This is a genomic window from Embleya sp. NPDC059213, assembly GCF_042754445.1.
In the GTDB taxonomy this organism is placed as follows: domain Bacteria; phylum Actinomycetota; class Actinomycetes; order Streptomycetales; family Streptomycetaceae; genus Embleya.
Genome location: NZ_JBHZAV010000076.1, coordinates 12,244 through 34,326 on the forward strand (window position 1 = coordinate 12,244; position 22,083 = coordinate 34,326).

Below are 22,083 nucleotides of genomic sequence, written 5' to 3' on the forward strand. Positions count from 1 at the left end.
CGCGATCACTGGCACACGCTCGGTTCCGAACCGTTATTCGGCCAATACCCGGGCACCCCCGTGCGGGCTTCCACGATGCACCATCGGGCAGGCCGGCGGAACCGAATCGGCCAGATACGAACAACGGCCGCAGCGGTTCCACCCGGAAGTGGAACTACTGCGGCCGTCAAGGCAGTTGGCTGCCCGCGCCGAAACGCGACGAAACCTGCGAAGGGTCCTACAGGTCGACCTGGCGAAACAGCAGGCCGATCTCCTCGTTGGACAACCGGCGGGTGCGGCCCGGCTTCTGGTCGCCGAGTTGGATCGGGCCGAACTGGGTGCGCACCAGCCGCTCGACCGGGAAGCCCAGCTCGGCCAGCATGCGCCGGACGATGTGCTTGCGACCCTCGTGCAGCACCACCTCGACGAGGTAGTTGTGCCCGACGCTGTCCACGATCCGGAAGCTGTCCGCGCGGGCGACGCCGTCCTCCAACTCGACCCCGGCCTTGAGCTTCTTGCCCAGGTCGCGCGGGATCGGGCCCTGGATCGAGGCGAGGTAGGTCTTGCGCACCTCGTACCGGGGGTGGGTCAGTCGGTTGGACAGCTCACCGTGGTTGGTGAGCAGGATCAGGCCCTCGGTCTCGGTGTCCAGCCGGCCGACGTGGAACAGGCGCTGTTCGAACTCGGTGATGTAGTCCGCGATGGTGAACCGGCCGTCCGGGTCGAACATGGTGGACACCACGCCGGTCGGCTTGTTGAACGCGATGTAGGTCTCCGCCGGGCGGGTCGGGATGCGCATCCCGTCGACCTTGATCTCCACCGTGTCCGGGTCGACCCGCTTGCCCTGCTCGGTGACCCGCTCGTCGTTGACCTGGACCCGGCCGGCCTCGATCAGGTTCTCGCAGTGCCGGCGGCTGCCGATGCCCGCGTCCGCCATCACCTTCTGCAGGCGGACGCCCTCCTGCTGCTCGCGCTCGTTGCGCTCGGTGGAGCGCATCGTGGTGGGACGGCGGTCCGGGCGACCGGTGCTCGCCGACGGGCGGCGGTCCTTGCCACCCGCCGCGCCCGACTTCGGCTGCCCACCCGCGCCGCCTCGACGATTGTCGTCGGCGACCCGGCGGGGCTGCGGAGTGTTGCTGCCGCGCCCGGTGCCCCCGCGCTTGTTCACCGAGCGTTCGTTGCCTCGGTCGTTGCCGCCGGAGCCTTGCCTGTTGGTGGGTGCCATCAAACTTCCGTAGTCGTCTCGCCGTCGTCGAGGTCGGCGTGCACCGCCCCGGTATCCCTCCCAGTATCCCCGCTCCGCGCAAGCGGGGACGCCGCGCGGGTCGCGAAGCCGTCCGGGGGCCCTTCGCCCTCCGCCTCCAGCGCCTCGATCTCGGGCAGGAAAGGGGCCAATTCCGGCAACTCGTCGAGCGAACGCAGGCCCATCCGCTCCAGGAAGAACTCCGTGGTGCGGTACAGCGTGGCCTGGGTCTCGTACTCGACGCCGTATTCCTCCACCAGGCCGCGCGCCAGCAGCGTGCGCATCACCCCGTCGCAGTTGACCCCGCGCACCGAGGAGATCCGGCCGCGGCTGACCGGCTGGCGATAGGCCACCACGGCGAGCGTCTCCAGGGCGGCCTGGGTCAGCCTGGACTGCCGGCCGTCCAGGACGAAGCGTTCGACGGCGGCGGCGTGCTCGGGGCGGCTGTAGAACCGCCAGCCACCGGCCACCTCGCGCAGGTCGAAGCCGCGGCCCTGAGCGGTGTACTCCAGCGCCAGGGTGCGCAGCGTGGCCAGCACCTCGGCGAGCGGGCGATCGAGCACCTCGGCGAGCAGGTGTTCGGAGACCGGCTCCTGAACCACCATCAGGATGGCCTCCAGAGCCGCCGGGAGCGGACCGTTGGACACCGGCAGGGTGGGCGGCGGGGTCCGGACCCGAGCGGCCCTGGGAGCGGGCACGGCGGCCTCCGGCCCGGCCGTCTCGTCGTCCGGCTCGATCCAAAAGCCCTCGTCGTCGCTCACGCGTCCTCCTCGCCCTCGCGCACCACCGTGTCGAACTCGTCGAACTCGTCGAACTCCCGGCCCACCATCGACTCCCCGTCCGAACCGGCCGTCCAGCGCACGGTCAGCTCACCCAACGCCTCGGCCTGGTCGAACCCCACCGCCAACTCGCGAAAGAGTTCGAGCAGCACCAGGAATCGGGCGATCACGTGCAGCGTGTCCGGTGCGTCCCGGGCCAACTCGGCGAACGTCGCGCTGCCGGTGCGCCGCAGCCGTTCGACCACTATCGCCGCCTGCTCCCGCACGCTCACCCGCTGCACATGGATGTGTTCGATCGACACGATCCGCGGCGCCTTGGGGGTCATCGCCTTCGCCGCCAGCCTGGCGAACCGGTCCAGCGACGTGGTGATCACCACCTCGGGCAGCAGGCCCCGATAGCGCGGCTCCAGCGAGACCTCACGCGGATAGCGGCGGGACTCCTCCGCCCAGCGATCCTCCAGAATGCCCGCGATCTGCTTGTACGCCCGGTACTGGAGCAGCCGCGCGAACAGTAGGTCCCGGGCCTCCAGCAGGGCCAGGTCCTCCTCGTCCTCGACCTCGGCGGCCGGGAGCAGCCGGGCCGCCTTCAGGTCGAGCAGGGTCGCCGCGATCAGCAGGAACTCGGTGGCCTGGCCCAGGTCCCAGTCCGGGCCCTGGGCCCGGATGTGGGCGATGAACTCGTCGGTGACCCGGGACAGCGCGACCTCGGTGACATCCAGCTTGTGCTTCGCGATCAAGCCGAGGAGCAGATCGAACGGGCCCTCGAAGTTGGCCAGGCTGACCCGGAAACCGGTGCCGTCGTCCGCCGGGGGCCCAGGATCGGGCGCGGGAGCGGCGGGAGCGGGGACGGGGAGTGGCGCCGGGACGGGCCGCGGGGTGGATTCCGATCCCGTCCGCCCGGCCGCCGCGGCCGGCTCCCGGGGTGCGGCGGGCCGACCCGGGCCGCGCCCGAGGGTGCGTCGGGTGGGGTCGGGACGGTTGTCGTTGGACATGGTGCGCTCAATGGTGCGGGCCGCGACTGCGGGAAACGGCACGGACCCGCCGGGCGGTGGTCCGAATTGGGCCACTCGGGGGACCGGCGGGTCCGTCGAGACTTCGCGAAGCGGGGTTCGCTCGAATGTCGCTTAAGAGCCACGCAGACGACGGACGAGAATGCTCGCCTCGCCGCGCGCCTCCAGGTCGGCCAGGACCACCGCGACCGCCTCACGCACTATCCGACCGCGGTCCACGGCCAGGCCGTAGTCGCCGCGCAGGCTGAGGCGTGCGTGTTCGAGGTCCATCAGTTCCTCGGCCGACACGTAGACCGTGATCTTCTCGTCGTGTCGCTCGCGTCCGCTCGGGCGGCGCTGCGCACGTGTCCGTCGGTGCGCCGGGCGCGCGTTGGGATCGACTCCCGCGGCGGCGGCGGACATCGAGGACGCGCCCGAGGGCGTGGGTGCTTCCCGGCGACCGGGCACGGGATGCGGTTGTACGGCGTGCTGTTCGGCCTCTCCGGGGCCACCGTCCGCGCCGGACGACTCGTGTCGCTCGGTGCTGTCGGAACCTGCTCCGACCGGCGGGACCTGTGCGGGCACGGTGCCGCGCGACTCCCCCGAATCCCCGCCGGCGTTCTGCTGCTGTTGCCGCAGCATGGCGCCACCGGTGGTCCGGAACAGTTCGTCGGCACCCGGGAGACTCACTCGGCGCGACACCGGGCGAGCACCTCCCTGGCCAGTTGGCGATAGGCGGCTGCGCCCACCGAGTTGGAGGCGTAGGTGGTGATCGGTTCGCCCGCGACCGTGGTCTCGGGGAACCTGACGGTGCGTCCGATCACGGTGTGGAAGACCTGGTCGCCGAACGCCTCGGTGACGCGGGCCAGGACCTCCCGGCCGTGCACGGTGCGCACGTCGTACATCGTCGCCAGAATGCCGTCGAGCACGAGGTCGGGGTTGAGCCGCTCGTGCACCTTCTCGATCGTCTCGGTCAGCAGCGCGACGCCGCGCAGTGCGAAGAACTCGCACTCCAGCGGCACGATGACGCTGTTCGCCGCGGTGAGCGCGTTGACCGTGAGCAGACCGAGCGAAGGCTGGCAGTCGATGATGATGTAGTCGTAGTCGTTGACCAGCGGCCGGATCGCGCGCGAGAGTGTGGTCTCGCGGGCCACCTCGGTGACCAGTTGCACCTCGGCGGCCGACAAGTCGATGTTGCTGGGCAACAGGTCCATGCCGGGGATGATCGTCTTCAGCAGGACGTCGTCCGCGCTGAGATGACTCTCCATCAGCAGGTTGTAGACCGTGAGTTCGAGCTCCATCGGGTTGACGCCCAGGCCCACCGACAGGGCGCCCTGGGGGTCGAAGTCCACGAGCAGCACTCGTCGACCGTATTCGGCCAGCGCGGCACCCAGGTTGATGGTCGACGTGGTCTTGCCGACGCCGCCCTTCTGGTTGCACATCGCGATGATCTTCGCCGGGCCGTGCTCGCTCACCGGCGCCGGAATCGGGAAGTACGGCAGGGCGCGGCCGGTCGGGCCGACCCGCTCGCGCCGCTGCGTGGCGGCGTCGGGGGCGAGGGTCGCGGCGTACTCCGGATCCGGTTCGTAGTCCGCGTCGGGGTCGAACGGTCCGCCACGCAGTTCCTCGGCGTAGCGCAACTCGTCGTCGTAGTAGTACATGTCGTAGGCGTACTCGTGCGCGTCCGGACCATCGAGCCCGTCTTGCCCGGCCTGGTTGGCCGGGGCGGTCTGGCCCACCTGAGCGGCGCTGTCCGTGCGCGTCCCCTGCTGGTCCTGTAGGCCGTCGGCGGGCCCGTAGGAAGAGGTAGTCGGCGCTGCACGGCCCGGCGCCGCCCCTGGCTGGGCACCCCCGGGAGCAAATGTCGACTCGTTCACAAGTCGTCTTACCTCCTTGCCGACCAGGTCATTTCTTGCTTCGTCAGCCTGAATCCTTGCCGACGGATCGCGACTCTATGGCGTTGCGGACGGTCGCAGCAAGGCGAACCGCCCGACGTATGCAACATGTGAGGCGATCTAGTCAAGCGCCCGAGGGTGGGATCCTGCGTACACCTGACGGGGTCCATCGGGGGTTTCGCGGCCGTAGACCCGGGTCGTGGACACCGAGGAATGACCCAGGAGTTCCTGGACGACCCGGACATCGGCCCCACCGTCGAGCAAATGCGTGGCGAACGAACGCCGCAGTGTCCGCGGGGAGATGGGCTCCGACAGCCCGGCCCGCGCGGCGGCGCCGCGGAGCACGGCCCAGCCGCTCTGCCGTGACAATCGGCCGCCTCGCGCGTTGACAAAGACGGCGGCGCCGCCGGGCCCTGCGGCGGCGAGTTCGGGGCGCGCCCGGGTCAGGTACACATCGAGCGCGTCCAGGACGGGCACGCCCAACGGCACCACCCGCCGGCGACCGCCCGGCCCGACCAGGGCAACGGTCCGCGCGGACAGGTCCAGGTCGTCCAGATCCGCCCCGATCGCCTCGGAAACGCGCGCACCGGTCCCGTACAGCAGTTCCAGCAAGGCCCGGTCGCGCGGCCCGTACGGCGCGGCACCCGTCGAGGCGGCGGCCAACAACGCCTCGACCCGCTCGACCGAAAGCGCCTCGCCCCGCCGCGACTTCGGCACGCCCGGCCGCACGTCCCGCGCGACGTCGACCGCGACCAACCCCTCGCGCAGCGCGAACCGATGCAACCCCCGCACCGCCACCAGAGCCCGGGCCACCGACGCCTCGGCCGCCCCCGCCTCCCGCAACGCACCCGCGAACGCGGTCACATCCTCCCCCCGCACCCCCTCCGGCGAACCGACCCCCCGCCCCCTCAACCAGGAGAGGTAACGCCGCAAATCCCCCCGATAAGCCGCAACCGTCCCCCGCCCCACTCCACCCTCACCGGCCACACAAGCCAAATACGCCCCGACAACCCCATCCACACCCTCATTCTGCCCCCCAAAACACCACATGCCGCACACCCACGCCTTTGTGGATGTACGGCACGCAATGCAACCAACCAAGCAACCAGCCCAACACCTCAACCCCAACCGAGCCCCTCAGCCCGGCCGGCGCATGAGGCCACCCAGCCCCGCCGGCGTTTGAGGCGAATCAGCCCCGCCGGCGCGTGAGGCGAACCCAGCCCGGCCGGCGCTTGAGGCCACTCAGCCCCGCCGGCGCTTGAGGCGAATCAGCCCGGCCGGCGCTTGAGGCCACTCAGCCCCGCCGGCGTTTGAGGCGAATCAGCCCCGCCGGCGCTTGAGGCGAACCCAGCCCGGCCGGCGCTTGAGGCCACTCAAGCCCGGCCGGCGCTTGAGGCCAAGCCCGGGCGTCAGCCCAGGACGTCCTCCAACGACACAGCCGGCAGGCCAAGTGCCTCCCCGACCGCAGCGTTCGTAAGCCGCCCCTCATGCGTCGAAAGCCCAAGCGCCAACGCCCGGTCCGCCTTCGCCGCATCCCGCCACCCACGGTTCGCAAGCTGCACGATGTACGGCAGCGTCGCGTTCGTGAGCGCATAGGTGGACGTGTGCGGCACCGCGCCCGGCATGTTCGCGACGCAGTAGAAGATCGAGTTGTGCACCTTGTACACCGGGTCGTCGTGCGTCGTGGCGTGCGAGTCCTCGAAGCACCCGCCCTGGTCGATCGCGATGTCGACCAGCACCGAGCCCGGCTTCATCCGCGACACCAGCTCGTTGGTGATCAGCTTCGGCGCCTTCGCACCGGGAATCAGCACCGCGCCGATGACCAGGTCCGCGTCCAGCACGGCCTTCTCGATCTCGTACGTGTTCGACGCGACGGTCTGCAGGTGACCCTGGTAGATCCGGTCCGCGTCGCGCAGCGCCTGGATGTTGCGGTCCAGCAAAAGCACCTCGGCCTGCATGCCCAGCGCGATCGCCGCCGCGTTCATGCCCGAGACACCGGCGCCGATCACGACGACCTTCGCGGCGTAGACACCGGAGACGCCACCCATCAGGGTGCCGCGACCGCCGCCCTGCGCCATCAGGTGGTACGAGCCGACCTGCGGCGCGAGCCGACCGGCCACCTCGGACATCGGAGCGAGCAGCGGCAGCGCCCCGTTGGGAAGCTGCACCGTCTCGTACGCGATGGACGTGGTCCCGGCGTCGAGCAGCGCCTCGGTGCACTCCTTGCCCGCGGCGAGGTGCAGGTAGGTGAAGAGCGTCTGGTCCTTGCGCAGCCGCCCGAACTCCGACGCGATCGGCTCCTTGACCTTCAGGATCAGGTCGCCGGTCGCCCAGACGTCGTCCGCCGTGGGGAGAATGGTCGCCCCCGCGGCCACGTACTCCCCGTTCGGGATGGAGGAGCCGACGCCCGCGTCGTGCTCGATGTAGACCTCGTGCCCGTTACGCACGAGCTCGTGCACGCCGGCGGGCGTGATCGCCACGCGGTACTCGTGGTTCTTGACCTCGCGGGGGATACCGACCTTCACGGCTATCAAGTCCTGTCGACAGAGGGTTGGGCACCAGCGAGCCCAGGCATGCAAATGCACGCCGTACCTCGTGGTGTTCCTAGCTTAGTGCGGTTGGATCGCCCCGCCAACCTTACAAAGTGGCAGTGAGGGGCCTACCGCTTGTCTATTTCGTAGGTTGCGCCCGGGCGGATGGACGAGAGCGAGTACCCCCGACGGCGCTATTCGTCACCCAGAAAGCGGCGAACCTCGTCCACTTCGGGCGCGCCCGCGTCCACGAGCAGGGCCAATGCCTGCCGGCGACGCGAACGGGCGTCCCGGACGTCGCCGGCTTCGAGCGCCAATTCGGCGCTCTGCAACAGGGCGAGTGCCTCCAGGCGCTCGTCGCCCGCCGCCCGAAACGCCTCCATCGCGTCCCGATAGACCGCGAGCGCCTCCGCCGCGCGGCCCGCCTCGCCGAGCACCGCGGCGATGTCGGTCAGCACCCGGCCGATGTCGGCCGGGTCGCCGATCCGCCGGCGCACCCCCAGCGCGGCCCGGTGATCGCGGACCGACTGTTCGAATCGGCCCATCCGGGCGTGCAGCCGGCCCAGGTGGGACAACACCCGGGCCTGGCCGGCCGCGTCGCCGATGGTGCGGCGCAGCAGCAGCGAACGGTCGTACCAGTCGGCGGCACGTTGCAGGTCGCCCAGGTCGGCGTAGGCGTTGCCGAGGTTGACCATCGCCCGGCCCTCGCCGGCCGGGTCGCCCAGTCCGCGGGAGACCTCCAGGGCTGCCCGGTAACAGGACAGCGCCTCCTCCAGTTCCTGGCGCGCGACGTGCAGATTGCCCAGGTTGAGCAGGGCGACCGCCTCCTGCCGACCGGAGCCGGCCCGGCGGGCGGTGGTCAGCGCGAGTTCGTGCAGTTCGCGCACGTCGCTCCAGTGCGCGCGGCGATCCAGCAGCCGGGTGAGCACCGAGACCAGTCGACGGGTGGCCGCGTCCAGGCCGGCGGCGGCCGCGACCCGGGCGGCGGCCAGCAGTTCCGGGCGTTCGTCGCGCAACCAGGCGCGGGCCTCGTCGGCGGAGCCGAAACGCACGTCCGCGCCCGGATCCGGGCCGTCCGTGCCGACGATGATGCGCTCGGCGGACCGGGCCAGGCGCACGTACCGGTCGAGCAGGCGCACCCGCGCGTTGCGTCGTTCGCCGGGCCGCTCCTCCGCGTCCAGGCGTTCCTGTACATAACCGCGCACCAGGTCGTGGAAGCGGAACCGGCCCGGCACCGAGCCCTGCTCCAACAGATGCAGCTCGCGCAGCTCGATCAACGACCGGGTCGCCGCGTCGGGCCCGCAGTCGGCCAGCGCGGCGGCGGCGTCCGCGCCGAACTCGCGCCCGGGCACCAACGCGAGCAGCCGCAACAACCGCGCGGCGGAGGGCACCAGTTCGCGGTGGATCAGCGAGAAGCACGCCCGCACCGCGAGGTCGTCGCCGGCCTGCTCGTGCAACCGCAGCCGTTCGGCCCGCAACCGGCGACCCACGTCGGCCATCGCGTAGCGCGGCCGGGCCCGCAACCAGGCCCCGGCCATCCGCAACGCGGCCGGGTGGAAATCGCACAGCGCGGCCAGCTCGTCCGCGGCGCGCGGATCGCACGCGACCCGGGTGTGCCCGGCCAGGTTGCCGAGCAGTTCGGCCGAGGCGCGGGTGTCCAGCATGTCCAGCGCGCAGGTGCGCACGGCCGCGGCCCGGCCGAGACCGGTGAGCGGGGACACCGACGTGGTCACCACGAGCGCGGTGGGACTCTCCGGGAGCAGCGGGCGCAACTGCGCGGTCCCGGTCACGTCCTCCAGCAGGATCAGGAAGCGTTTTCCGTCCAGATGCTCCCGGAAGAGCCGGATCCGCTCCTCGTGCGCGGAGGGTATGGCCGGCGTGCCGAGCGCGTACAACAAGGATTCGAGCACGTCGCCGGGCGGGATCAGCTCACCGCGCGGCCCGGTCAGCCGGGCATAGAGCCGCCCGTCCGGGAAGTGTGGGGCCAGCCGGTGCGCGAGTCGCACCGCGAACTCGGTGCGGCCCACGCCGACCGGTCCGGTGATCGCGACCACCCGGTCGCGAGGCAGCCAGACGGTACGAGTGGTGCCCGGGTGCTCGGGGTCGGTCGGCGCGAGTTGCGCGGGGATCGCCGCACCCGGTCCGGTCACCCAGCCGTACAGGGTGTCCAGTTCGTCGGTTCGGCCAACGAAGTCGGGTCCTCCGGGCGGCAGTTGGTCCACGATGGCGGGCAACGCCTCGGCCGGCGCGCGCATTCCGGGAACCAGCCCCTCGGCCTTCGCGCAGCCGACCCCGGACTCCCCGGTCACACCCACCGCAGACGCCCCCTGTCTCACCCACACCCAGCCCGCAGGCTACGACCACGCGCGGGTCCACCGGGCCCGACTCGCCAACCCCGAGGCGCCGATTCCGCAGCGTTTCGGGCCGGACCGCGCGGGTGGGGCCGGCGAGTACGGGAATCCCCACTCCACCACGACGCGACCGCCGCCGGTCAATAGGGTCGGGCGGCCCACGGCGCGTCCGCGGCCCGAAGCGCGTCCAGCCCGTCGCCGGCCAGCGCGGCGGAGAGCGCCAGCGCGCCGGAAACCAGTATCGGATTGTGCAGTTCGCCCGCCAGGATCCCGGTGATCGCCTCGTCCAGGGGCAGCCAGGCCAGTTCCATCCCGACCTCCTCGTGCTCGACGGCGAATCGCTCGGCCCGCGACTCGGCCAGTCCGCGCGCGAGGAACACCCGGATCGCCTCGCCCGAGGAACCGGGTGTGGTGTAGACGTCCACCAGCACATTCCAGGTGCCGGCCTCGTGGTGGGCCTCCTCGAACAACTCCCGCTGGGCCGCGTGCAGCGGGTTCTCCCCCGGCACGTCCAACAGCCCAGCCGGGATCTCCCACAACTTGTGCCGGACCGGATGCCGATACTGGCGCAGCACCAGCAGTCGCCCCTGCTCGTCCAGCGCCACCACGCCCACCGCCCCGGGATGCTCCAGGTAGTCGCGCCGCGCACTGCTGCCGTCCGGCATCTCGACCAGATCGCTGCGCATCGACCAGGCCCGCCCCTTGAACGGCGTCTCGCTCTCCGCGACGGGCCACGCCTCGGCGGTGTCGACGATCCTCGCCCGAGTGCCCGGGTCGTTCACGATGCGCTCCCCTTCAACAGCCGCCGGCCGAATACCGCCGCCCCAACCGATGAGCCTAGTGCTCCGGGATCACGCCGCCCGTCCCCGACAAGCCCAAGCCGGCGATGCCCCGCGGGCCGAGGACCCGCAGTACCGCACTCGCTACCGCGCTTCCCCGATCGCCGAACGCCGATCCGGCAACCACGGCTCGCCGTTCCTCTTTTCCGGAACCCACCACAACCTTGGCGCACTCGGTGGGGTCACGAACTCGAGTTCCGCAGCCAGCGCTCGGCCCAAAGTCGTTGCGCATTCTCGACGTGAGCATTGGCGGCGGTGCGCTTCGCGTGCTCGCGAAGTTTCGGAATCCGCTCGGGGTGAGACGCAACGGCGAACCCGATACCTATCTGCCAGTATCCGGCGATCATCACCACTTCACCGTCCACCGACATCATCGCGAAAGTCGGATTGTTCGGCCCTGCTCCGAGAAGACCACTCTCGCAACCGGTTCCAGCGATGTCCCAGGGCTCGGAAAGCGAAACGCGAGCCCAGCGGTACGACCGGAATTCCGGCTCGTCCGACGTGTCGACCGAAACATCCACCCCGAGCAAAAATTCAGGCTTCCCATCGTCCGTCATGGAGAACAGGCCCGAGGAGAGCGCCGTCCGCTCCCATTCCGCATTGATCTTGAATCCCAGGTCCGGCTCGGCGTGATCGATGATGACATCCCACCGCCCATCCGGTGCGCCGAGTTGTGTCACATATCGCGCCACCAGTACGGGGGCGAGATCGTCACGGGGTCCGAGTACCTCAAGAAATCCGAAGCCGGTGACTGCCAATTTCTCCAAGACCGCTTTGGGCGGATATCCTGCCACGCCTCACGGCTCCTTTCCTGCCGCCGGATCACATGTGAGTGGGCCGGCAGTCTCCACGACCCACTCACATGGCAATCGATTGGATGACTACCGCTTGTCGTATTTGTAGTACCGGGGATTATTGTAGTCGTGCACTCCGCCCTTGAGCGGAAACCAAGCTATTTCGCCCGTCCCGGGGTGAACCATGATTCGTATCTGGTTGTACTCATTCATGGCTTCCATATCGAAGATCGGCGAGTTCGTCCAGTCGGTCCACCCACGAGCATTTCCTTCGTTTCGCCAAAAATCGGCACCCGCACTCGTGACTCGCTGTGGATAGGACGGGTCCGAAGCCACCGTACGCGCGAGCCGGACGTGCTTTTTGGTCAAGCCCGCCTGAAGACCCCATTCATCGAGGCGCTCCTGGATCGCTTCGTCCGAATAATCATCATCCGGTGTCCACAAGCTGGTTGGCTTGCAATTGTGCACCAGGATCGGCGTCGCCCCGGCGAGCACCTGGTACGTGTGGTCGACGTCGACCGTGAGGTCGTGGGTGCGTTGCCGGTGGCGGAAGGTGCGGACCGTGTCGACCTGGACCCGGGTGCCTGCCGAAGTCTGGAGCCACCGGCCCGGAGTGAGGTTGCCGGCGTCGATCCATTCCTTCAGGTCCGGGGCCCAGAAGGGGTGGTTCGTGGTGGCGGTGACCGAGGCGTTGCCCCGGTCGGTTTTGACGGTGATGTCGGCGAAGTCTTTGTCGTTCTCGGTGGTGAATGTGTTCAGGACCTCGCGGGGTGCGGATCGGCCGCTTTCCGGGTCCGTGGCGAGTACCTTGTCGCCCGGTTTGATGTCCTGGATCGGCTTGTGGGTGCCGTCCGCGAGGAGGACCTGTGTGTCGGTCGGGAAGCTGTGGCAGGAGGGGTCCGGGTTGCCGCACGCGGTGCCCGCGCCGGTGACGCCCGTGCACCTGTCGAGTCGGGTGTTGGGGTCGGCCGGGGAACTCGGCGGGTTCGCCGTGCGGCATTCCACGATCGCGTCCGCGGTGAACGTACCCGAGCACAGGCCGATGCTTTGCAGGGCGCCCGTGCCGATGCCGTCGCCGCACGCGCTGACCGGGCCGCCCGCGCCGCAGGCTCCACCCGGTGGCGCCTGCATGGGCAGTGCCGGACTGGTCGCCGTTCTCGGGGTCTGGTCCACGGCCACGTCGACCGAGGTGTTCAGGTCGATGAGTCGACGGGCGACCTGCTGCCACCAGTGCTGGGTGAGCCACGACGTGCCGGCCCACGTCTGCGTACCGTCCGACCAGTCGTTCCACTTGTGGGTGACGGTGAAGCGGTACCAGTCGGTGCGGGTGTAGGCGAAGGTCGAGTCGAACCACTTCGTGGTGCTGGAGACCGTGTTCGAGGTCCGACCCGTGTGGCTCCCGATCACGCTCGGCGCCGCGGGCGGCGCGGGGGCCGTGTCGACCTGTTTGTCCTCACCCTTCTTCGGCCCGTCCTGCGGCCGGGCACCGCCTTGGGGCGTGGTCGTCTGCGGCGGCCGGCCCACGTGCGGATCCTCCACCGGCGTGCCCGTGCCGTCGGCGTTGATCAGCACGTAGATCAGCACACCGGTGGCCAAGGCGACCAGGATGACCGCGCCGATGATCAACGCCTCGGGTGTCACGATCGCCGAGACCGCGCCCCCGAGGCCGCGCAGCGCAACCCGTACGCCGTTGCGGAACACGGGGCTCTTCACGATGGTGGCGGCCTCGCGATAAGCGGTCCGGACCGACGAAGCCGCCCCGCTGCCCGCCGACCTCGCGAGTTGTTCGGCCTCGCGGCCCACCGCGTTGACCATCTCTCGCGCGTGCACGCTGTGCAGCGCCGCCGACGCGAGGTGCCCCACGTCGTGGAGGTCGAAGCCCAGGTCGATGCCCCAGAAGTGGCCGCTGGGGTCCCACCTGCTGGTCGGGTTGCCCTCGGCGTAGGTGTAGCGGTTCGTCGACGCCGCCCCGCCGAACGGAACGGAGGCGGTGTCACCGGACGCGAACGAGCCCGTCGTCGGGTCGTACCACCGAGCCTCGGCCTGGACCCGCCCGGTGCTCTCGTCGGTCCACGAACCCTGGAACCCCAGGGGCGACAGCGCGCCGGTGGACGCGGTGATCCGGCCGAACGCGTCGAACGCGCGCGAGCCGGCGACCGCGCCGGTGGTGCTGTCCGTCAGCGCCACGACGTCGTGGTGCGCGTTGGCCAGCACGCCGTATGTCGGCGCGGTGCCCGGGTCGGCGAGCGTCTTCGCCGCGCCGCCGGACGAAGTCGCGGCGAACGTCTGGTCGGGGGCGCCGTTGCGCGCGCCCAGTACGGTGCTGCCCGCCCGCGAGAACCACCATTGGCCGTCGGTGGCCGGCTCCTTGTCGAATCCGGTGTAGCCGAAGGTGTGCCCCGACCCGGTGACCGGGTTCTGCTCGCTCGTCAACCGGTCGAGCGCGTCGTAGGTGTAGGTGGATGTGCCGTCGCCGATCAGCCGGGCGAACGCGTCGAAGGTCTGGCTGGTGGTGGCGACGGGTTTGCCGACGGTGTGATTCGTCGACGACGCGAGCGTGCCGGTGGGACGCCACGTGTAGTCGGTGGTGCCGCCGGCCGGGTCGCTCGCCTGGGTGATGCGATTGCGCTCGTCGTAGGTGAAACTGCTGCCGCCGGTGGCCGTATGCCGGTCCGGGGTGCCCTCCCACTTCGTGGCGGCGGTGCGGTTGCCGACCGCGTCCCACGTGTAGTCGGTGCCGGTTCCCGCGGCCGGATCGTAGTCGCCGGTCAGTCGGCCGGCGAAGTCGTAGGTGTAGTCCTGCGACTTGGTACCGGCGAGCTCACCCTCGGTCTTGGTGCCGACGAGGTTGCCCTGCAGGTCCCAGCGGAAGGACTGCTTGGCCGTGACGCCGCCCGCCGGGTTGCGCACGGTGTCGGTGTCGAGTCGACCGGCCGCGTCGTAGGTGTAGGCGCGGGTGGCAAGCGGCTTGATCCCGCGCTTTTGGTCCTCCCCCGTGATCCGGCCGGCGAGGTCGTGTGTGTAGCTGCGCCCGATGCCCGACATGGTGTCGTGCACGGTCGAGAGATCGGACTTGTCGTAGCTCCAGCCCACGCCGTCCACGGCCGATGGCCCGACCCGGTTCGTCACCCGGCCGTCGTCGTCGTAGGCGTAGACGGTGCGCCCGATCACGGGACCACTCGCCGTGGTGAGCAGCCCGCGGTCGTCGTACTCGTACATCGTCGTGGCGTTGCCACTCCCGGTCCCGGTGACGCGACCGGCGGCGTCGTACGTGAAGGTGCGCTCCGCCGCCCGATCGGCGCCCGTTCCGCTGTCCCGCACGGTACGACCGAGCCGGTCGTACTCGAACCTGCGGACCACGCCGCCCGGTTCGACGGCGGTGGTGGTTCGCCCCGCCACGTCGTAGGACGTGCTCCAGGTGCGATCGGCCGGCGCCGGATGCGCGGCGGTGGCCGGTTCGGTGCGGGTGCTCGGCAGGTCCCACGCGTTGTACCCGGTGTAGGTCGAGTGCGTGAGCGGGTCGGTGGTGCGGACCCGGTTGCCCGCCAGGTCGTAGCCGAACGTCGTGGTCTGGCCGGGCCCGGTGGGATCGACCACGCCCTCGCGCAGCGACGTGAGCCGACTCTCGGCGTCGTACGTCAGGTATCGCGAGGTCCATCCGGCGGTCCCGCCGCGGGGGATGTCCAGGCGGGTGACGTTGCCCACCGCGTCCCGCGTGTAGTTCTCCCCGCCGGCGTGCGAGCCGTCCGCGCCCGTGTCGAAGTACAGGGACAACGTCCCGTCGACGTCCCAGCGGTTCTCGCGGGAGCGTCCCACCGGGTCGGTCGTCTTCGTCGGCCGGCCGGCCGCGTCGTACTCGTAGGTCGTCGGGCCGTGTCCGGCAACGGTCTCGGTCAGCGTCTCGCCGGCGGCGTTGTAGGTGTAACGGGTGGACTGGGTCCCGGTGGGTGAGGTGACCTCGAGGAGCCGACCGAGGTCGTCGTAGCGATAGCGGGTGACGAACTGCTTGACCGTTCCGCCGAATCCGCGCTGCGTCACGGCGGACGTCAGCATGCGATCCATGCCGTCGTACGTCCACAACTTCTGTGCGCCCAGCGAATCGCGCTGCGAGAGCACATTGCCGGCGTCGTCGCGCACCGTCGTCACCACATACGGAGCGGCCTGGTCCGCGGCCGGCGGCAGGGTGACCCGGAACGGGCGGTTGCGGTTGTCGTACTCGGTCCGGGTGACCTGGCCGGACCGGTCCTGATAGGCGGTGGGGTTGCCCACGTCGTCGTACCACCAGGACTCGGACGGCAGCACCGTCGACCCGTCCGGGTTGGTGACCTGCGGGTGCACGACCTTGGTGCGTCGGCCCAGCGGGTCGTACACGGTGGTGGTCACCCGGCCGAGGGCGTCCCGGTTGTGGGTGAGTTCGCCAAACGTGTCGTAGCCGCGGGTGTCCACCGGGCGGTCCGGGTGCGCGGCACCGCCGGCGCCGTCCTCGACCGGAATCGGCGGACCGGTGATCGTGCTCAGCCGACCGAGCGCGTCGTACGCCTGATCCGTGGTGAACCGTGCGTCGGGCGGATCGGTCGAGCCGATCGGCGGGGTGCCCCGCGGGTCCGTGGTCGCCAGCACCCGGCCGGCCGTGTCCCGGCGGAAGGAGGTCACCAAGCCCAGGTCCGACGGCGCCCGCCAGGATCGCACGGCGGTGGCGGTCAACCGGCCCCGCGCGTCGTAGACGTGGGTGGTGCGGCCGAATTCGTCGCGGCCGTCCGACTCGGCGGTCCGGAGCAACATCCCGGCCTTGCTGTAGGCGGTCGTGGTGATCCGGTTGAGGCCGCCCGGGTCGATCGTCGTGGTGATGTTGCGGTTGGCCTCGTCGTAGCCGAATGCCGTCACCGCCTTGGTGCTTCCGCCGCCGTTGACGTCGGTGAGCACGTTGCCGGCCCGGTCGTAGGTGAAGGTGCGCAGCGGTATGTCGCGGATCTGATTGCTCACCGGGTCGCGATAGGCGGCGAGGGTCTCGGTCAGGCGCAGGTCGTCGGCCGTATAGCCGTAGGTGACCCAGCGATTCATCGCGTCGCCCAGGAAGATCAGTCGCCCTGCGGGGTCGTACGCGCGCACCTCGATTCGCACGGGACGCTCGGTGCGCGTGCCCGGCTCCGTGTACTTGCGCAGCCACGTCTCGGACAGCCTGCCGAACGCGTCGTAGGTGAAGGAGTAGGTGTTGGTGTTGGGCTCCATGCTGGTGAGCACTTCGCCCATCCGCCCGTATGTGGTGAATCCGACGGTCTGGCCTTGGCGCAGTTCCTCCGTGCGACGGCCCCGGACGTCGTACTTGTAGGCGGTCACGCGTGCCACATCGCCCCCGGACGCGGTCGGCGTGAGGTCGGTATCGCGACGCTCGGTCAGGTTGCCGTCGCTGTCGTAGGCGTTGATGACGCGCCGTTGGTGGCGGACGCCGGAGATCGGGTTGGTGACGGCGGCGTCGGTGACCGTTGCGACCCGACCGACGGCGTCGTAGGTGTAGGTGGTCTCGACGTTGTCGACGACGCCGCGCAGCAACTGGCCCAGGTCGTCGTAGAAGGCGTCGGTGACCTGACCGCTCGGCGAGATCGAGCGAGTCTGATCGCCGAACCGGTTGTACTCGTAGCGCGTCACGCGCCCGTCCGGATCGGTCACGCTGCGGACCAGGCCGCACGGTTGCAGCGAACCCAGGGGTGCCCCGGGGTCGTTCACCACGAGTGGTCGGGGCTCGGGGTTCACGCACGTGTAGGTGCGTTTGGTGACGCCGCCGTCCGCTGCGGTGCTCGACTCCACCAGGCCGATGAACTCGTTGCCGGAGTCGGCGGTTTCGTACGTGTACGAGGTCTTGTGCCCGTTCGCGTCCTGGGTGCCGACGAGCCGGCCGTTCCATGGGTCGTGGGGCAGCCCGAGGTGGTAGACGAGGTGCGTGTTGACGATCGTGTTGGCGTCGCGATACGTGTTGTGGTCGGTGGCGCGCCCGGCGCTCCAGTAGGTCTCGGTGACGTTGCCGTTCTCGTCCATCGTGGACGACGGCCGGCCGAAGGCGTCGTAGCCCCAGATCTTGGTCGTGGACGGCGTCGGGTTCTCGCCCGTCCACCGGTACCACAGCGAGGCTCGGGCATCGAATTCGTACTGGGTGATGAGCCCGTTCGGTTCGTAGACCTTGACGACCAGTGCGCCGTTGACCGATCGGCCCGGGCCACGCACGTAGCTCCACACCGCGCCGTCCGCGAACGTCACCGACCCGACGTAGTCGCCGAGGTAGTCGATCCGGGTCCCGGTGCCCGGCCGGCTTCCCTCCACGTTCGCCATGCGGGCGATGTTGTAGGGGGGTTGGGCGTACAGGTACCGATAGGACTGACACGCGTTCGTCGCGTCGCAGGTGCCGGTCAGGTAGCCGTTCTGGTAGCTGTAGGTACGCCATCGAGCGCTCTGGGACGGGCCGTTGGGCCCGGTGGCCAGCCAGCCGATGTCGCCGTTGACCCAGCCGAAGTACAGCGTGCGCGACCACGCCTCGAAGCCCTCGCGGATCGAGGCGGGGCGGCCCTGCGCGTCGTAGGCGAAGAACTGGGCCTGCCCGCTCGCCCCGACGATCGTGGCGACCTTGCCGTTCGCGTTGAAGATGTACCTGGTGCCATCCTCCATTTGCAGTTCGTTCGGCCCGAAGACCTGGGCACTGCTCGCCTCGCCGTACGCCGCGACGTATCCCCCGTCCGGGTTGCGGCCGTAGCGGACCTGGCGGCCGTCGGGGTAGGTGATCCGCACCGAACCGTCGATCTCGGTGAAGGAGCGCATGTCCAGTACGGACGACCAGCCCTGGCCGAACGCCCCGTGCACCGGGTTCGCGCTGTTGTAGATCCGTTCGATCTGCAGCGGCAGGCCGCGCCCGGGAAGTGCCAGGTCGGTCTCACGGCGCGTGTAGTTGCCGCGGAACAGGCCGACGCCGGCCGCGTCCACCGAGGTGGGGTCGGCGCCGAGACGGCTGAGTCCCTCGACGGGTTGCACGACGGTGGTCAGGCTCGCCTGTCCGCTCCACGGGGTGGTCGCGGCGGCGTCCCGGACCCGCACACGCCAGAAGTACGTGGTGTTCCAGAAGATCCAGTCCGATGGCGGGGTCCAGTGATGGGACAGCGTGAAGCTTTGGGTGGGTGTACCGACGCGCAGCCAGCCGCTGTCCCGACATTGCGATCCGCCCGGTCCGCCCTGTGCGCACAGTTCGTACTCGATGTCGATCGGTTGGGTGTCGTCGCCGAAGACGCCGATGTAGAACGACACGTCCAGGGTCGACTGGGTGGTGCCGTCGGTCGGTGTGTAGGCGCGGGCCGAGGGCGGCTGGTGGGGCAGATTGATGCTCCAGGCCGTCGACCCCGGTACCCCGTGTTCGGTGAACCACGAGGCTTCGTCGCGCAGATCCCACACGATGCGGAACGCCCCCGCAGGCAATTGCTCGACCGCGGCACTCATCTGAAGCCAATGCCCGGGCTCCAGGGCGATCGGCAGCGCGGTGGAGAGACCGACGAAGTTGTACAGGCTCCCGTTGGCCCGGTAGACGTGGTAGGAGAGCCGGACGCGCCCGTTGGCGGGCCAAGTGAAGTTCGAGTCGTTGGTGATGGTCACCCACGCATAACCGCGTTGCGCGTAGGTCGGGTCCACCGAGAACGCCGAAGGACTCGCGTACCGCGCGCCGTACGTGTCGCCCGCGGCGAGCGAACCGGTACGCGGGGCGGCGGCCTCGGTCGCCGGCGGCGCGTTACCCGGCGCCGGCGCCTTCTCCTGAGCCGGGTCGGCGCGCGGGAGGTCCGCGTTCGCCCCGTCCTTCGCGTGCGGCAACTCGTCCAGTCGCGGCCCCTTTTCGACGCGGGGCGAACGGGCGATGTCGAGGTGGTCCGGGTTCGGCTCGTCCACCACCGCGCCGCGGCGCTCCAGCGCGCTCTCGTTGGCGCGCATCGCGTCGCTCATCGCGGTCGGAGCCGACGGGGCCGCCGGCGGGCTCTCCCGTTCCGCGACCGCCCGCTTGACCCGCTCGCGCCCCTCGTACAGGGCGTCTCCCGGCTTCGCCTCGACCCGGGTGTTCGGTATCGGCGGCGGCGCGGTCGGCGGAACCGAGACCACCCCCGGCGGCAGCGGGCCGGACCGCGCCGGTGCCGATCGGTCCTCGGCGGTCGCGGCCCACGACGACAACACCCCCGACAGCAGAGCCAGAATCACGACCCCGACCAGACCCACTCGTGCGCGAGTCACCATCGCCGACCCCCCACATGCCACGGCGGGGGCCGCGATCCCGGGTGCGAGCATGGCGACGCCCGGACCTCCCCGGACCGCACACGCCGCAGGCGACGCGGATTCGATCCTGACGACCTGTCACCAACAAGCGCCATGGTTGGCAAAGGCATTCACCAGGCGTTTCCCCGTCGGCCGGAGTGCGTTCAGGCACCCCTGCGGATATCACGGACCTTCGGGTCCATTCGCCGACCGGGTCTTCGCGCCATCCGAACACCGCACCCGGTCCACCCGGATCACAGACGCCCGCACCCCGAGCCGCAGCAACTCGGCCCGTCCTTGCGCAATGCGCTGCCCGGCACGCACCTCCACCATGAGCACCCGCACCGGCACATGAATCCCGAGCGCGATGATCAGGTTCTCCCGAGCCCGCGCGTAGCTTCCCGGGCGGTCGGTAATCGCGTCGTGCTCGGCCGGATCATCGGAATACCAGGACGTCGCGAGCCGAACGCGCGGATCCTGAAACAGAGTCCACTGCTCCCGGGTGACAGCGACCAGATCCGTGCACACCTCGACCGACCGCCCGACATGAAGCAAGGACCGAAGTCGGCTGGGATCGCCACCGGCGAGCCGCACCCAGCCGGCGCCATCGGCGGTCGTCACGACGCATCCAAAGAGCGACCGAGCCCCGCAGACCGCACATCGAACGCAGCACCGAACAACCCGCCCGCACCCACGCCTTCCGCATTCGACGGCACTCGAAGTCGCGCCGCGACCAACTTCCCACCGGCGGCCCGCATCCAGGTGAACCCCTCGGCAAGCCCAAGCACGATGGCCAGCCCGCGCCCACACTCGACGTCGGAGTCGGCGCCGGCGGGTCGGATCACCGGGCACGGCATGGGGTCGTAGTCCCAGACCCCCATCTCGAACTCCCGCCGCTGCCAGGTGAGCATCAACCGACACTCCTGCGGCGCGCCCGCCTGCGGCTTCACGTGCACGACGGAGTTGGTCACCAACTCGGACACGATCAGCAGCGCCCCGTCCCTGACCCGCTCCGGGAACCCGTGTCGTATGCAGAAGTCCCGAACGAGACCACGAGCCGTCCCGACCGAGCGGACGGACAACGGAAGATCGAACTTCTGGGCACACGGCTGCATGGCAGCTCCCGAGATGTGACGCCGAGGGAAGTATTTGGGCATCACTCACCGCGTCCACATGCATGCAGTGAGTGGCATGAATCACCATCCTCTGATTCATGAAACACGTCAAGTCTCTGAAACAAGGCGTCTGTTGCTCGCGCACGAACGTGCCCGCGTAGGACACTGTTCACCGAGGAGGACCATGACCATTACGACGGAAGACCAGTTCAACCTCGGAGTGGAACTCCGCCGGCTGCGCACGGGTGCAGGGCACACGGTCCGCAGTGCGGCACCGCTGGTCGGAGTGTCGGGCGCGTCGATCAGTCGCATCGAGAACGGGCAACGCCCCTGCTCCGACGACGAGATCGAGAAGCTTTTGGCCACGTATCAGGCGTCGGCCGATCAGCGGGCGCAGGTGCTGCAACTGCTGGAGGCAGCCAAGGCAGGTAGCGCCACAGCAGAGGGGGTCTGGTGGATGCGGTTCGCGGACGTTCTCCCGGCGGGATACCTGGAGTACATCAGGTTGGAGAACTTCGCGAAGCGTTCGACCGAGGCGCAGACGACCGTACTCCCCGGGCTTCTACAGACCGAGAAGTACGCGCGAGAGATCACGAATCGCACGTACGTCGGACCGTCTGCGAAGGAAGTGGTCTTCGCGAGAATGGAGCGACAGAAACGCCTGACAGCCGATCCGCCCCTCAGCTTTACCGGAATCATCACCGAGGCTTGCCTGAGGACGGAGGTCGGCGGTCCGTACTTGATGCGAGACCAGATGAAGCACCTGGTGGAGCTCGCTCGCCGTGAGAACGTCGAAGTCATCGTCATCCCGTTTGCGAGTGCGGCAGGAGCAGGACTCGCCTCGACCTTCACGCTCTTCGAAGAGGTAGGCAGGTGGCAGTTGGACGATCAGTCCACCAAAACCGCTCTTTCCGAAGAAGGCGCCATCCTCATGCGGGCAATCACGTGGGATCGCACATACGTGGAGCGGGCGAGAAACGTGATCAATCACCTGCGGCAAGCCGGACTCGACCCGAACCAGTCAGTCGAAGTCATCCAGCAGTACGTATCTTTTTGGGGAGAACGTGACTAACAAGATCGAGAAGCTCGCATGGCGGACTTCATCGCACAGCCAAAATGACGGAGGCTGCGTCGCCGTAGCACCCGCAACGGACGCGGTATGGGCACGTGACTCACGAGTACCGATGAGTCCGGCACTCGTCTTCCCCGAGAAGTCCTGGGCTGCCATGGTGGATTGCCTGACTGGGTGAAGGTGAAACCGGTCTCGTGGAGACGGTGGGGTGAACCGTGCATA

General features: G+C 69.5%; 15 protein-coding genes. 2 read left to right on the top strand and 13 right to left on the bottom strand.

Features of this window, described 5'->3' with window-relative positions:
• Positions 1-217 precede the first annotated feature (217 nt).
• The 13 genes from ACFXMF_RS26160 to ACFXMF_RS26220 all read right to left on the bottom strand — a co-directional run bounded on the left by ACFXMF_RS26160 (position 218) and on the right by ACFXMF_RS26220 (position 20,831).
• On the bottom strand, positions 218-1,204 hold the full coding sequence (locus ACFXMF_RS26160; protein ID WP_360318693.1) for a pseudouridine synthase: 987 nt from the start codon (positions 1,202-1,204) through the stop codon (positions 218-220).
• A complete protein-coding gene (gene scpB / locus ACFXMF_RS26165) occupies positions 1,204-1,827 on the bottom strand; it encodes an SMC-Scp complex subunit ScpB (protein WP_379989255.1) in 624 nt (207 codons plus the stop codon). The genes ACFXMF_RS26160 and scpB overlap by 1 nt, the downstream gene beginning before the upstream one ends.
• 152 nt (positions 1,828-1,979) lie before the next feature.
• Positions 1,980-2,993 (bottom strand): segregation and condensation protein A, encoded by a 1,014-nt coding sequence (locus ACFXMF_RS26170; protein WP_379989250.1) that lies wholly within the window; start codon positions 2,991-2,993, stop codon positions 1,980-1,982.
• Positions 2,994-3,125: 132 nt separating this feature from the next.
• Positions 3,126-3,692, bottom strand: a complete 567-nt coding sequence (locus ACFXMF_RS26175; RefSeq protein WP_360318699.1) for a hypothetical protein — start codon at positions 3,690-3,692, stop codon at positions 3,126-3,128.
• On the bottom strand, positions 3,677-4,651 hold the full coding sequence (locus tag ACFXMF_RS26180) for a ParA family protein (RefSeq protein ID WP_020555592.1): 975 nt from the start codon (positions 4,649-4,651) through the stop codon (positions 3,677-3,679). Before ACFXMF_RS26180 ends, ACFXMF_RS26175 begins: the two co-directional genes overlap by 16 nt.
• A 354-nt stretch (positions 4,652-5,005) precedes the next feature.
• Positions 5,006-5,935: a tyrosine recombinase gene (locus tag ACFXMF_RS26185; RefSeq protein ID WP_379989248.1), complete on the bottom strand. Its 930-nt coding sequence runs from the start codon at positions 5,933-5,935 to the stop codon at positions 5,006-5,008.
• Between the two features lie 359 nt (positions 5,936-6,294).
• Entirely contained in the window at positions 6,295-7,410 is a 1,116-nt protein-coding gene (ald, locus tag ACFXMF_RS26190; RefSeq protein ID WP_360318705.1) for an alanine dehydrogenase, read from the bottom strand.
• Positions 7,411-7,610: 200 nt separating this feature from the next.
• Positions 7,611-9,731 (bottom strand): tetratricopeptide repeat protein, encoded by a 2,121-nt coding sequence (locus tag ACFXMF_RS26195; protein ID WP_360318708.1) that lies wholly within the window; start codon positions 9,729-9,731, stop codon positions 7,611-7,613.
• A 176-nt stretch (positions 9,732-9,907) separates the two neighbouring features.
• Positions 9,908-10,549 (bottom strand): NUDIX hydrolase, encoded by a 642-nt coding sequence (locus tag ACFXMF_RS26200; protein WP_360318711.1) that lies wholly within the window; start codon positions 10,547-10,549, stop codon positions 9,908-9,910.
• A 239-nt stretch (positions 10,550-10,788) separates the two neighbouring features.
• Positions 10,789-11,400: a hypothetical protein gene (locus ACFXMF_RS26205; protein WP_379990988.1), complete on the bottom strand. Its 612-nt coding sequence runs from the start codon at positions 11,398-11,400 to the stop codon at positions 10,789-10,791.
• A gap of 87 nt (positions 11,401-11,487) precedes the next feature.
• Positions 11,488-19,620 carry an RHS repeat-associated core domain-containing protein gene (locus ACFXMF_RS26210; protein WP_379990989.1) on the bottom strand — a complete coding sequence of 2,711 codons (8,133 nt, stop codon included), beginning with the start codon at positions 19,618-19,620 and terminating at the stop codon, positions 11,488-11,490.
• A 237-nt stretch (positions 19,621-19,857) separates the two neighbouring features.
• A complete protein-coding gene (locus ACFXMF_RS26215; protein WP_379990990.1) occupies positions 19,858-20,295 on the bottom strand; it encodes a hypothetical protein in 438 nt (145 codons plus the stop codon).
• Positions 20,292-20,831, bottom strand: a complete 540-nt coding sequence (locus tag ACFXMF_RS26220) for an ATP-binding protein (RefSeq protein ID WP_379990991.1) — start codon at positions 20,829-20,831, stop codon at positions 20,292-20,294. The genes ACFXMF_RS26215 and ACFXMF_RS26220 overlap by 4 nt, the downstream gene beginning before the upstream one ends.
• Positions 20,832-20,973: 142 nt before the next feature.
• On the opposite strand from ACFXMF_RS26220, the gene ACFXMF_RS26225 reads away from it, so the two are divergent.
• Both ACFXMF_RS26225 and ACFXMF_RS26230 read left to right on the top strand, forming a co-directional pair.
• Positions 20,974-21,861, top strand: coding sequence for a helix-turn-helix domain-containing protein (locus ACFXMF_RS26225; RefSeq protein ID WP_379990992.1), 888 nt, complete (start codon positions 20,974-20,976; stop codon positions 21,859-21,861).
• Positions 21,854-22,039 (top strand): DUF397 domain-containing protein, encoded by a 186-nt coding sequence (locus ACFXMF_RS26230; RefSeq protein WP_379990993.1) that lies wholly within the window; start codon positions 21,854-21,856, stop codon positions 22,037-22,039. The genes ACFXMF_RS26225 and ACFXMF_RS26230 overlap by 8 nt, the downstream gene beginning before the upstream one ends.
• Positions 22,040-22,083: the final 44 nt, after the last annotated feature.

What these genes read in the sequence shown, in the direction of transcription:
- ACFXMF_RS26160 (WP_360318693.1), bottom strand. Translation starts at nt 1,204, where the DNA reads ATGGCACCCACCAACAGGCAAGGCTCCGGCGGCAACGACCGAGGCAAC.
- scpB (WP_379989255.1), bottom strand. Translation starts at nt 1,827, where the DNA reads ATGGTGGTTCAGGAGCCGGTCTCCGAACACCTGCTCGCCGAGGTGCTC.
- ACFXMF_RS26170 (WP_379989250.1), bottom strand. Translation starts at nt 2,993, where the DNA reads ATGTCCAACGACAACCGTCCCGACCCCACCCGACGCACCCTCGGGCGC.
- ACFXMF_RS26180 (WP_020555592.1), bottom strand. Translation starts at nt 4,651, where the DNA reads ATGTACTACTACGACGACGAGTTGCGCTACGCCGAGGAACTGCGTGGC.
- ACFXMF_RS26185 (WP_379989248.1), bottom strand. Translation starts at nt 5,935, where the DNA reads ATGTGGTGTTTTGGGGGGCAGAATGAGGGTGTGGATGGGGTTGTCGGG.
- ACFXMF_RS26220 (WP_379990991.1), bottom strand. Translation starts at nt 20,831, where the DNA reads ATGCCCAAATACTTCCCTCGGCGTCACATCTCGGGAGCTGCCATGCAG.
- ACFXMF_RS26225 (WP_379990992.1), top strand. Translation starts at nt 20,974, where the DNA reads ATGACCATTACGACGGAAGACCAGTTCAACCTCGGAGTGGAACTCCGC.